General features: G+C 39.2%; 10 protein-coding genes. 5 read left to right on the top strand and 5 right to left on the bottom strand.

Features of this window, described 5'->3' with window-relative positions; genetic code table 11:
* Positions 1-47 precede the first annotated feature (47 nt).
* Positions 48-1,757 carry a phosphoethanolamine transferase CptA gene (cptA, locus tag PR725_RS12810; RefSeq protein ID WP_109911944.1) on the top strand — a complete coding sequence of 570 codons (1,710 nt, stop codon included), beginning with the start codon at positions 48-50 and terminating at the stop codon, positions 1,755-1,757.
* Between the two features lie 49 nt (positions 1,758-1,806).
* On the opposite strand, the gene PR725_RS12805 is transcribed toward cptA, so the two are convergent.
* Positions 1,807-2,493: a DUF421 domain-containing protein gene (locus PR725_RS12805; protein ID WP_123382471.1), complete on the bottom strand. Its 687-nt coding sequence runs from the start codon at positions 2,491-2,493 to the stop codon at positions 1,807-1,809.
* A gap of 304 nt (positions 2,494-2,797) precedes the next feature.
* On the opposite strand from PR725_RS12805, the gene PR725_RS12800 reads away from it, so the two are divergent.
* From PR725_RS12800 to PR725_RS12785, 4 genes are all read left to right on the top strand, one after another.
* Entirely contained in the window at positions 2,798-3,121 is a 324-nt protein-coding gene (locus tag PR725_RS12800) for a hypothetical protein (protein WP_004914251.1), read from the top strand.
* Positions 3,122-3,265: 144 nt separating this feature from the next.
* On the top strand, positions 3,266-3,703 hold the full coding sequence (locus PR725_RS12795) for a GNAT family N-acetyltransferase (protein ID WP_004914258.1): 438 nt from the start codon (positions 3,266-3,268) through the stop codon (positions 3,701-3,703).
* 74 nt (positions 3,704-3,777) lie between these two features.
* Positions 3,778-4,044 (top strand): DksA/TraR family C4-type zinc finger protein, encoded by a 267-nt coding sequence (locus PR725_RS12790; protein ID WP_109911943.1) that lies wholly within the window; start codon positions 3,778-3,780, stop codon positions 4,042-4,044.
* 418 nt (positions 4,045-4,462) lie between these two features.
* Positions 4,463-6,469 (top strand): BCCT family transporter, encoded by a 2,007-nt coding sequence (locus PR725_RS12785; RefSeq protein ID WP_004914264.1) that lies wholly within the window; start codon positions 4,463-4,465, stop codon positions 6,467-6,469.
* Positions 6,470-6,607: 138 nt separating this feature from the next.
* Here PR725_RS12785 and PR725_RS12780 read toward each other — a convergent pair whose 3' ends face one another.
* The 4 genes from PR725_RS12780 to PR725_RS12765 all read right to left on the bottom strand — a co-directional run bounded on the left by PR725_RS12780 (position 6,608) and on the right by PR725_RS12765 (position 12,492).
* Positions 6,608-7,213: a hypothetical protein gene (locus PR725_RS12780; RefSeq protein WP_164528463.1), complete on the bottom strand. Its 606-nt coding sequence runs from the start codon at positions 7,211-7,213 to the stop codon at positions 6,608-6,610.
* A complete protein-coding gene (locus tag PR725_RS12775; RefSeq protein WP_272569291.1) occupies positions 7,210-10,290 on the bottom strand; it encodes a DUF637 domain-containing protein in 3,081 nt (1,026 codons plus the stop codon). The genes PR725_RS12780 and PR725_RS12775 overlap by 4 nt, the downstream gene beginning before the upstream one ends.
* Positions 10,291-10,408: 118 nt before the next feature.
* Entirely contained in the window at positions 10,409-10,669 is a 261-nt protein-coding gene (locus PR725_RS12770) for a bacteriocin immunity protein (protein ID WP_004914275.1), read from the bottom strand.
* Between the two features lie 2 nt (positions 10,670-10,671).
* Positions 10,672-12,492, bottom strand: coding sequence for a colicin-like bacteriocin tRNase domain-containing protein (locus PR725_RS12765; RefSeq protein ID WP_109911940.1), 1,821 nt, complete (start codon positions 12,490-12,492; stop codon positions 10,672-10,674).
* Between the last annotated feature and the right edge of the window lie 786 nt (positions 12,493-13,278).

Here is a 13,278-nt window from a genome sequence, read left to right as displayed (position 1 = left end):
TTTTCAATTCGACTTAACAATAATAGAAAACAAGAGTTTAAAAACCTATGAGTAACACTACACACTCGGAAAAGTTTAGCTGGACCTCTCTGTTCTGGTTACTAATCTACTTTTGGTATTTTTCATCGTTATTACAGCTGTATGTGCTCGTAACAGGGCAAAGTAACTCCATTGGCCTTAGAGACTCACTACTTTATAGCTCCCTTTGGCTAATTCCTGCTTTATTGTTCCCAAAACGAATCAAATTAGTTGCTGGGGTGATAGGTATTGTTCTTTGGCTATCCTCTGTTGTCGCACTCGCCTATTTTGTGGTTTATGGCCACCAAATATCGCAAAGTGTCATGTTCGTCATGTTTGAAACTAATACCAATGAAGCTGGTGAATTTCTTAAGCAATATTTTAGCTTCAAAGTCCTAGGCGTCATACTCGCCTATACTGTCGTGGCGATTTTCCTTTGGACGCGTCTAAAACCTGTCACATTACCCAAATCAGGGCGAATTGGTATTTCATTACTGATTTTAGTTATTTTATTCGGAATTCCTTATTATAACAAAGGGATAAAACAAGACCGACCAATGGCTAATGTTGCGTCTTATTTGAATAGTAAACTCGCCTATGCTGCACCATGGCAATTTGTTAGCGGTTACTTTTTATATAAAAACCAGTTGGCAAACATGGAAGAGCTAATCCGTGACAACAGTAAAATTCCGCCACTAGAAAACTTCGTCGATGCAAACGGTGATACTCCACGTACATTTGTATTAGTGATTGGTGAGTCCACCAGCCGCGATAGAATGAGCCTGTATGGTTATTCACGCCCAACCACGCCTGAGTTAGAAGAACTTGCAAGGGATTATCCTAACAACTTATCAGTATTCAATGATGTTGTGACATCACGACCTTATACCATTGAAGCGCTACAGCAAATTCTGACGTTTGCGACACAAACTGAACCTGAATTGTTCAATTCACGCCCTTCTATCATGAATATGATGAAGCAAGCGGGCTTTAAAACGTTTTGGATCACCAACCAGCAGACAATGACTGAACGTAATACCTTATTAACCGCATTTTCTCGCCAAACAGATAAGCAATATTATTTGAATAATGATATGGCTCAAAGCTCACGTATTTATGATGACGTGGTTTTTTCTCCATTCAAAGAAGCACTTGCAGACCCTGCTGAAAAGAAATTTATCGTTGTTCATCTGTTAGGGACTCATATGCGCTATGAATTCCGCTATCCTGAAGATAAAGCTATTTTCAAAGACAAAGATAGCGTAGTTCCCGCTAATTTAAATGAGGATGAAGTAAAAGATTATAATGCGTATGATAACGCACAACATTATAATGACTATGTTGTTTCAACATTAATCAAAGACTTTGATTCTTCAAAAGAAAATGGTTTTTTGGTATTTTTCTCGGACCACGGTGAAGATGTTTATGATACCCCACCTCATGAAATGTTAGGGCGTAGTGAAGGTAAGCCGAGTAAGGTCATTTATAATGTGCCTTTCCTAGTTTGGCAATCACCCGAGTGGTTATCAACTCATCAATTTGATTTGAATGATAAAACAACTCGACCGTTCAGTAATATGGACTTTATCTATGCATGGTCTGATTTAGCAGGTTTAAATTATACTGGATTTGAACCTGAAAAAAGCCTGTTTAATGAGTCATTTAAACCTCAGCCTCGTTATATTGGTGACCCAGATAATAAATCTTCATTAATGCTCTATGATGATTTGAAAAAGTAATTAAGCCCCTGTCGGTGAAATATTTTTTGTATTTCACCGACCTATTCATTTAAGCAATGACTTTTAGATGCTGTGCATTTTTGCGGTTTATTTTACCATCTCGCAAAATAAACGTGACTTCACCGCGCCAAAATTCAGCCAAGAAAATATCACTTATTGATTCAATGCCTTGTAATTCAATTTGCTGCATTAACCAGCTTTCATCTCTTTCGATGGACTCCAAACCATAGCTTCTAATAACCCCTTCTTTTATCAGGATCACTGATGGCATATTTTTTTCATCGCAAATAATAGTTAACTGCCCATCGGGCTCTATTTGTGCATAATAAATTTCTTGAAAAGAGTGGATTCCTTGCGCATGAATTCGAGATGAAATATTGATAAGGTCTATCTTATTGGATTTCTCTAAAATGTTTTCCATTATAAATTGGCCTTTTTTAATAATGGGTATGGGATTACCAATCGCCACATTACGAAAAAAATTAAATCTTTTTGTTAAAAAGTTTAAAAAGCTAATAAACAAAACACCAATAATTAAAATAGTCACATACTGGTACAATGGGATAGTATCACTGTAAATCACCCCGCCAATAATGCCCCCTAAGACGAAATTACCAATGAAATCAATAGGAGTCATTTGAGAAAGCTGCGTTTTTCCCGATAGGTTCATATGAGTGATAACAATGGCAAAACCGATAATAAACTTTAAAATAATCAACGAATAATAGTACGCCATATTGCTATTCCTTTGTTATCTAAAACATACATTTGTTTTCATTATTTATTTAACTATTAAGTTTCGAACAGTTTAGCTTGATTATCTACTTTTTATAACGCTATAGCATGGAACAAACGATTATTTTCCCAAAAAATAGGTTTCAACCCAAATCCAAATTCGAAAATACCTTTATATTTCATCATATTATATATTTGTTTTATAATACTCTTAATTTCAACTATAGTTAAATATACACATTGGCAATCATGCCAATATCGGGCTTTAATAATGTTTTTACCTACATCGTGCTAAGGATATGTTTATGAATATAAAACTCATCACTTCACTTCTTTTCGCGGGTCTTGTTACTGTTATCGCTGGTTGTGATGACTCATCCAAACCAAGTGATACCGTTAAACAAGCAGAAGAAAAAGCCCAGCAATTAAAAGAAGATGGTGAACAAAAAGCCAATGAGCTAACTAAAGATGCGCAAAATAAAGCTGAAGAGTTGAAACAAAACGCGTCAGAGCTAAGCCAAGAAGTTAAAACAGATGCGATTAATAAAGCCGATGAAGTGGCAACCGATATGAAAGAAAAAACGGAATCGCTCAAAGCAGAAAATGACGCTGAAACTGATAAAAAATAATTTCCTCCTCAGTTCTCTTCAAGAATGTGGGCTTTAAATGCCTGCATTCTTATTTGGTGCCAAAAAAACAACAAAACCCGCCTAACTAGTTCGCCATTCCACGATATAATTACACTTCTTATTCATTAGCAACTAGGAAAACTAATGCAAATTAAACACAGTATTGGGTACGCAAACCCAGAACTCCTTACCGATGCTTTCAGTCTGCGCCAACAAGTTTTTACTCAAGAGCAGGGGTTCCCCGCTGATATCGATGTCGATGAATATGATGAATCCGCATTACATGTAGTTTTGTATTTAAATGATCAGCCAGCAGCTGTATTACGCTGCGTACTACTTGAAGACACTCTCATCAAAGTTGGTCGTGTCGCAGTACAAAAGCCACACCGCGGCAAAGGGCTTGGACGTGAACTAATGAAATTTGTAGAACAATATGGTCGCTCCCACCATTACCCTAGAATTGCTCTTTCAGCACAACATACGGCCATTGATTTTTACCATACTCTTGGGTATCAAACTGAAGGCGAAATGTATGATGAGGACGGAATGGACCACATTTACATGACATTATCTTTAGAGTAATAATTGCCCTTGAATTAAATTCTCTCGTCCCTATATTGATAGAAGGTCAAGATTTAATCAAATAGAGGTGAATAATGGCAAATGGTTGGGCAAATGAAGATGCCGTTCAAGAACAAATTGATGCCACTCTTGATGATGCGGTAGCGAAAGCGCGACGGCAATTACACTCCGGTGAAAGCGCCGAGTTTTGTGAGGAGTGTGGTGAAGCCATTCCTGAAGCCCGCCGCTTAGCATTGCCCGGCGTTAAATTCTGTATTAACTGCCAAAATGAATTAGATAAAAAACAATCTGCATTTAGTGGTTATAATCGACGTGGCAGTAAGGATAGCCAATTACGTTAGTTACATTTTCATCCCAATTTATCTGTGCTTTTTACTTACCTAGCACTTACTTTCACGTATTTGCGTTAACTTATTGGTAAAACATGTAAATAGTGCATCATTAACTATTAATTTAATGATAATTAACATGATATTTTCATCCCTTATTTAATCTTATTTCCCACTTTTGTTGATCATTCATCTATATCATGGCAGTATAACCGCCTATTTTTTAACTTATGAAGGTGGCAAAGACTCGGATTTCATTACTACTTTAGGCAGTTTAGCCTGTCATCAACACCATATTATTGTTCTTTCTATCTTGTTTCCTTAGGGAACCTTTTCGCAATTATTCATTGTTTCATTAAGAAGGACAGCGCGTTGCATACTTTGTCAATTTCGGTATGCCAAAAATAAAATAAAACAAAAGAAGGTTGTTATGAGTCAAATTGCTACTGATTCTAAAAAAGTTCGTTCTAAAATTAGTCCCCCTGTGTTTTATAGCTCTGCCATTATTATTTTGGTTATCGTTGGCTTTGCCGCTTTGATGCCAGAAGTCGCAGAATCTCATCTAAGTCATCTTCAACAAAATTTATTTAATAACGCAAGTTGGTTCTACATTCTTGCTGTCGCTATTATTCTTTTGAGTGTGACTTATCTGGGACTCTCCCGTTACGGGCAAATAAAATTGGGACCAGACCATGCCCTGCCAAATTTTAGCTATGTATCATGGTTTGCGATGTTGTTCTCCGCGGGTATGGGGATCGGCTTAATGTTCTTTGGGGTTGCTGAGCCTGTCATGCACTACCTCAACCCGCCCGTCGGTGAAGCACAAACGGTTGAAGCCGCTAAAGAAGCTATGCGCTTAACGTTCTTCCACTGGGGGCTACATGCTTGGGCTATCTATGCCATTGTCGCATTAATTTTAGCGTTTTTTAGCTATCGTCATGGCCTCCCTCTCACATTACGTTCAGCCCTTTACCCAATTATTGGTGAGCGAATTTATGGCCCTATTGGCCATGCGGTTGATGTCTTTGCCGTTGTCGGTACCGTATTTGGTGTTGCTACTTCTCTCGGTTTCGGTGTGCTACAAGTAAACGCAGGTTTAAACCATTTGTTTGGTTGGCCTGTGAATGAAACTGTGCAGGTGATCTTAATTATCACCTTTACGGGTTTAGCGACACTTTCTGTGGTTTCGGGCCTTGATAAAGGTATCCGTATTTTATCTGAACTCAACCTTGGCCTTGCTTTCTTATTACTGGTACTTATTGTTGCTTTAGGGCCAACAGTGCTTCTGCTTAAATCTTTCGTTGAAAATACGGGGGGTTATCTATCAGAGATCGTCACTAAAACCTTTAATTTATATGCGTATGAACCTAAGTCCAGTGGCTGGTTAGGGGGTTGGACCTTACTGTATTGGGGTTGGTGGTTATCATGGTCACCATTTGTCGGGATGTTTATTGCACGTATCTCCCGCGGCCGCACCATCCGTGAATTTGTCATGGGCGTATTATTCGTCCCTGCAGGGTTCACATTGATGTGGATGACGTTCTTTGGTAACACGGCGATAGATTTAATCAAAAATAAAGGCGCAACACTATTAGCAGATACGGTACAAGCTGATGTGTCTCTCGCTTTATTTGAGTTTCTTAATTACTTCCCATTTTCTTCTGTGCTCTCCTTTTTTGCTATGTTGATGGTAATTGTATTCTTTGTTACTTCAGCAGATTCAGGCGCTATGGTCGTTGATACCCTAGCCTCTGGTGGTGACTCAAATACCCCAATTTGGCAGCGTATTTTTTGGGCTGGGTTAATGGGTGTCGTTGCCATTACCATGCTGTTAGCTGGTGGTTTGCAAGCCTTGCAAACACTGACAATAGCCAGTGCGCTACCGTTTGCGATGGTGTTATTGGCCTCTATTTATGGGTTATTTAAAGCACTTCGAGTTGATGCGTATAAACGCGATAGCCAGCAATTAGCGACCATCGCCCCAACCGCCAGTCGTAACCCTATTCCATGGCAAAGGCGTTTACGTAACATCGTATATTTCCCTAAACGCGCGCATGTTAAACGCTTTATGGAAGAATCTGTGAAGCCATCAATGGAAATGGTATCGGAAGAACTGGCCAAACAAGGTACTGTATGCCATATCCATACTGACAAAGATGACCGAATAGGTTTTGAGGTCGATTTAGGCGACGATATGAACTTTTTATACGAAGTTCGCCTCCGTTACTATATTCAGCCCTCTTTTGCCTTAGCGGGTATGGGCACAGAAAGTGATGATGAAAAGAGTGAAGAACAACGCTACTACCGCGCTGAAATTCACTTAAAAGAAGGTGGGCAAGACTACGATGTGATGGGCTGGGCAAAAGAGCAGATCATTCACGATATCCTTGATCAGTACGAAAAACATATTCACTTTTTACACTTGTTGGGTAAGTAGCCCAAAAAGAGTGAGATTGAATATTAAAGACTGAAGTTTACACAGTAGTAACCGCCATCGTTACGTAAAGATGGCGGTTATTTATGATTATTTCCTAGCTTTGCCTTGTTTTATTTTTTCGCTTAATAGCCCATAACCTTAGTCATGGTACATACGCGGAAAATACTCACTAATTTTATCGTTATCCAGTAGCCTATCTTTTGTAAAATCAATGGTATCAGATATCGCAATTCCATGGCGCAATTCTTCAGGAAAGTCTTCAATTGAAGCATAAATAGTCGGCATCAAATAACGAAAATAATCCCCCATCTTAGTTTCACCTTCATAGCCGACAGGGTAATCATCTCCAGGGTTATTGCCTTCTATCGCTTGATAAATAAAAAAACCTTTATTGACTGTCAGATTAGTATCACTGTAATGTCCCGAAGTCATTAACTCATTTTCTATGCACTCTTCAACTTCTTTTTTCGAAGATAGATGTCGATAAAGACATGATGAATATAAATCTAAAATAGCTGAGCCACCTTTATTGAGGGGATAATTTACAAAGGTTGCTGATTCTTCCCACATGTATTCATTTAAATCATTCAAAAGCTCTGTAACATTATTAATCGCCAATAACGATTTAGGTAAATCACCAAAACCATTATTAATCATGACAGCAATTTTTCCGTTTTTATCCATGGCAAACCAAGTAAAAACCGAACCAAAGCTAGGTTCCCAATTAATATCTAACATACTCATCTATCTACTCCTGTTGGCCATGTAACTAGGCAATTGTCACATGTTTCTTTTATTGCTTTTAGCGAAATTGTATCTTTTCCCCAAACCTCTCTAGGCCTGACCGCTTGGGTAAATCGGATATTTTCTGGCTTAACTCCTTGGCGGATCAACGAGTCTGCTGCTGATACCTCAGCACAGGCGCCCACTTTATTTTTACAAAATGTTGTATATTCAGCTATTTTAACACCAAGTTTTTTCTCAACATAAATTACAGTGTCCTTGTTCAGCATTTCAGCTGAAATTTTACCATCGCTGTATCCAATAGCTATCTTCCCCGTTACAGGATCATATGCACCTATCATGGTGGCTGTATTTGCAGCCTGCGTCTTAGACGGGAGTCTATTAATTTCCGCAACCAATTTGTTAGTCGCAGAGGCATGTAATTGCTCTTTTTCTATGATGGGGATTAATTTAGAGGTATTAAGTTTGCCAGATGTTAATAACTCCTTTGAGGTAGTTGGTATTGCATTTTTTAATGATTTAAGTGCCTCCTCAGAGTTCGCTACAACCTTAAAGCCAGCCCCCCCGATTGCAGCTGTCGATATAGCAGCTTCAGGTGCGGCTATCTCTGCGACTGCCAAGCCTAGCTTATTAGCACAGAAACTGACGCTTGCTTTACAACCAGCAAAGCCTAATTTTAGCCCTTCTGCAATTTGTGGAGTTGCGGCAATAACTACTTCACCTCCGAGTATGATAACTACCCCTCCGACAGCAACTAAGCCCACCACTCCAGCAGCCTGTTCTCTTGCGGCTACTCTTTGTGCGGCGGCTTTATCTCCCTTAGCTGCCGCCATCATATCGAGATTGTTCTCTATAATTATTTTCTGGAGTTGATGCTCTGTATAATTATATGTATAAACCAATTCAGCAGAATTAGCGGCAGAAAAAGCGCCTTCCGGCTTATGGGTAATTAATGCCCCTGCAAGTCCACCTAAGACTTTAGTGAATTGAGTTTTGGCTTCATTACCTTTGATAGCATCTTGTACCAATGCAAGTTGTCTTTCTTGCTCATTGAGATATTTAGGCTCAAACAATTTACTGTTCAATGTTATTGCAGCTAACTCTGCCGCTAACGCACCAACAACTGCGCCTTTGACATTAGCCCCAGATATTTCGGCACTCAATCCTGCCAATGCCATATGGCTAAGTGTCTTTCCAGCATGACCGATGATTTTTCCCTGTTTATCTACATATAAATACTGGAATTTATCACCTATCAGGTTAGCCCCTTCGGCTTGAATTTGCCCTGCCACACTATTGAGTAGGGCTGTTTTAAAGTTGTCCGTGAAGCTCCCACCTTGAATCGCTGTTCCGATGGTTGAGCTGATAGCACTTTGCCCCACCACACGCTGCGCGACTTGAGTCCAATTCCCGTCACTGAGCTTTGGTAAGGTCACTTTGGAGGGATCAGTGACTTTGCCATATAACGCAATATCAAACCCTTCAAGTGAACCCGCAATAATCATACTGGTCACTATTGATTTTGCAGTATCACTTTTCCCTAGGCTAGATAAGGTTTTTGACAGGTTTCCTTTATTCTCAACTAACGCGACAGACGCTTGAGAAACAAGTGAGGCAAACCCCGCCTGTGCCGCAGCAGAAGCCATTGACGCTGTCGTCGCTGAAGCCCCCATGCTTGTAGCAGTCGAGCTCGCAAGTCCACCAACACTGGCGGCTGTAGAGGTTCCATAAGTAGCAGCCGCTACAGCAATGGCAATCACAGCACCTACGACTGGATTAAGGCTTTCAGTTTTTATATCCCACTGGCTATAAGCATCTTTTACAACAGCCCAATTGATGTTTTTGTTATTTTTAACGTCCCCGAGCCACTCATACCCCGGAGTGCGACTTAATATGGCTAGCGCCTGCTCGAATGACTGTCCTTCTTTGGTTTTGACATCCGCAGTGATCCCTTTATTCGCATCAACCGTCAACTTGCCACCAATATGAAGGCTGGGTAGAATCCATTTATCTGAGGTATACCCTTTATTGCGCTGTGTAATATAAAACCCGTTAGAATTTGTAATCACCTGTTCAAATTGCGAGTTTTTGACAGCCTTAAAATTCACCTTACCGGTTTGACTGGTGATTTTGGCATTCTTGCCCGTATTAATTTTGGTGGCTTCTAAGGTGACATCATCCTTGGCATATAGGTTAATATCACCACCTGCGGTAAATTCAGTGACTTTATTGGTTTTATCACTGCGTGTTTTTCTCACTTCCTTTTTCGTGATACAAAGCGTCCATCTATTGCATTTCTTTTTATACTCTTCGAAGTAACTGCTTTCCTCCATGGCTTGGGCATAGAGATACCCACCTTTTGCCGCAATATCCATCGCGCCTTTGGCAATGAGACGAGACGCTTGGAAAAGAATGCTCCCCTCAGACAAAATGGTCAGCGTTTTACCACTGTTAATTTCAGTGCCAATTTGGCGATATAACTCTTCATATGTTTTCCCTGACTGTTTTCGATAATTCGTTTTAACCGACTCTAACCGTACATTTCCCCCGCTTGAGAGTGTGATGTCATTTAGGGATTTGATTGTGCTACCTTGTGCGGTAAGTGCGCCATTGGAGGCCAGCGTGACGCCTTTATCACCGGAAAGTGTCGAAGTGACATAACGTACATCTTGGTTATCTTCGTTGGGGTTGGGAATGGCAGAGTAAGCGGTAGCCGTTAATTTAGTATCACGGCCTGAAAGTACAATAATTTTATCTGTGGATTGAAGGTTAGCCGACTGCAAGTCAATATCACGGGCCGCATTTAACGTAATATTACCATTCGCAATGAGTTGAGAGCGCAGCTCTGGGTAGCGATTGGTCTTGAATACATTGTCGACATCTTTAATCGCTTTTAAGCCTAACAAAATATCTTGGCCTGCATTGAACGTCAGTGATTTTCCACTGTTGAAGGCAATGCCATGCGCTTCAATACTTTTGCCTGCGGTGAGGTTTATTTCCCCTGAACTTGCCCAATTTCCTGTTTTGGTAAGTAACGCATTGATATTGGTGACAGGTTCTGAAGCTGCGAGTTTCATTAAGTTGAGTTCATCGCGACGAATAACAATTGGTGGATAAGCATCAATGATTCATCCTTAAGTCATTGATGCTTTATGTTCAGCTATTCCATTAATAGTAGTTCTTAAGTAGTAGTTCTTAGCCTTTTTTGAAACTAGGCTTACCATTTTTAGCACGCCATTCTTTGATTGTTTTTAAAATACCAACTGGAGAATCATCAGCGCCATCCTCTGGGTAGTAAATAAGATCACTTCCACTTGGATGCTCTGTTACTTTTTCAAAGTGAGTCACAAGCTTAATTTGTTCTTCCTCATTTGCTGTATCTGCATTACAAATAATTGTTAAAAACTTTAAAAATTCAGATTCTGTATAATCAGTAATTTTATTTTTTAGTTCCATTCTTATTTACCTCTATGGATATCAATATGTTTTTTCGGGGTTGTAACTCTTAAATTGTCCATGTCATAGACTTCTCCCCCTTCACTAATTGGGTTGTCATGGTGCAACTCATGTACCTTTCTACCACCAACTTGATCTTTTTTCCTAGCAAAAGGCGAGTATCCTTTAGAGACAAGAGTTTTATTATTCTTACTAAGATTTTTAATCAATTCTGGAAATTTTGATATCTCATTCCAGATGGCCTTCCTGAACTCATCAAAACTGTTGAATTTCTTACCTCGTAATTTATTAGCTACTTGCTCAGGAATAGGAGCACCATTTTCTTTACTGGCATCATTAAGCCATTTATCGCCAACTTTTTTGCCTTTTCCTGTAGCAGTGCCAGGCTTTTTACGCTTCTCTTCTTTTTCTTTTTTATCCTTCGCTTTCTTTTCTTTAGCTTCGGCTTTTTTCTTTTTCTCTAAAGCTATGCCCAGCTTTCTCTCTGCTTCTTTAATTGCTTTTTCAGCGTCTAAAAGTCGCTCTTTTGCTAATGTGAAACGCTCTACAATAGACTCATAAATTTCCGGATCATCAATTAGAACTTCAGGTTCGCTACCATCATCAGTCTCATATCCATATACGCTAGCAATACTCAAAATGTTAATAACATAATCTTCAGGATTACGATTGAGTAAATATGACAATGCTTTTTGATTATCAATTTTTTCAATATATTCAATACCAAATACGCTAGAAATTACCTGACTTGACTGTTTAATTTGTAAAGGATTTTTACTCACATCAGTTAAAGCACCGCCTTCCGGAGAGCTTTTAGTTTTATCGAGTTCTCTTTTTGCTGTCTGAGCATCTACATCTGCTTGTGATAACTCGCTACTTGCTTGCTTCCAATCTAATTCCGCAGCTTCAGCTGGATATAAAGCACGCCAATCTCGGTTAGCTTCCTCAATTAGTTGTTTTTCTTGTGCAGTCGTTGGATTCTTCGATATTGAAATATAAATTGGCGCATGGTCGCCACCAAAATCAACAATCCCCTGATATGTCTCAGACGTTACACTCGGAATAACCGATTCTGGCTTAACATTGTCATAAGACGGTGTTTTAAACGATGCACTCGGCTTTTTATCCGTCATTTCAATCTGTAATGCCGGTTTACCTGGTGCAATTTCAACAGAATATACACCTGGTCGCCCAGTTTTTTTAGCTTGAACAACATTGACCTGTTGCGGGTTTTTAGTCATTGCGGGCGTAACTTTATTCTTTTCTGGCGAAACAACCTGTTCAACCACAACCTTAGCCGGCACTGTTTTTTGACGAGAAATATCTTTAACGGGCATATCTGTCACGATGCTGACAGGAAGAGCCGTTAATGAATATGTTTGACTCTGTAATTTCTGATTAGCGACTAAATTGGCTAATTGTTGCTGATGTTCCCGAAAAGCAGGGTCCATTGTATCTAAAGCAATAGGGGTAGGTGTAAGTAAAGCACCAACGGCAGTTAAACGACCAGCCATCGGTAAGCTACTCTCCAATAACCCAGCCAAACGGGCAAAAGGCGAAGTGAGTGCAGTCGTATTAATTGTAATACCCCACGTTCCCTCAACTATCGCTATTTGGGACGGAATCGTCATTAACATGGCTGAGGCAATAGCTTGTTTTTCCGGCGTTTTGCTGAAATTCACCGATGAACCATTCCCTCCACCGCCTGAGTTACCGCCATCCCCATTACCTTCCGGACCAGTGCCTTTTCCGCTGTTATCATTTCCACCGTACGGATCATTCTCAGAACTCCATCCTGAACCATCTGAAGCATGTACACCCATAAAAATTTCCTTTTTTTATTAAGAATCCGTTTCATGGCACTGTGTAAATACACAGTTAAGTTAAATTAAATATAAACCTAATTCATGAATAAGAAAAAATACTAATGAATATTATTTTTGTTTGCATTACTTTTTACCTTCGCTTTCCTGCTCCCTCATCCACTCTTCATGAAATAAATCATCCTGCAGAAGGTAGCAATTGATTTTCTGTGTAGCCATAAGGCGAAATCATGAATAACGGTAAATATAATAAACGCCATATAATTTGATTATTTGTCATGTTGTTTAAGTTTTTGTCATTAACAGTCAGTTAATAGTAATGTAACTTATTCTCATTAACTGTTTTTAGATAAAAAATATTCACTATGACTAAAATTGAACACTTTCCTGTTTAATACGGTTTTTTGTGTTTATTTCATTCCATTATTTCGGTTAATACTTCATTAAAGATAATATTTAATATTACACACTGAAAATCAATCGATTGATTTTATTAGAAAATAATTTTGCTGAAGACTTTGTCACAAGTAGCCCTACAGGTAATTTCACAATTGCAAAAAAGGATATGACAGTGGGGAATTTAGCGTTTATCTAATGAGTATAAGTAAAGTTCGATTGCAGTGAATCTACAGGGAAAGGGAATTATTCAAGTGATAACTATACTCTAAATAATTCGAATTGTAGGAGCAGCAATTGAAGATAGTCAGATGAGCATACATCAGTATGTGACCCAAATAACCGAAAGAAGCCAACACAGCTAGAGCTCGAAATATGACGAAAATTTAG

The organism is Providencia sp. PROV255, from assembly GCF_028478065.1.
Classification (GTDB): Bacteria; Pseudomonadota; Gammaproteobacteria; order Enterobacterales; family Enterobacteriaceae; genus Providencia; species Providencia rettgeri.
This window is presented reverse-complemented; position numbering and strand designations above follow the sequence as displayed.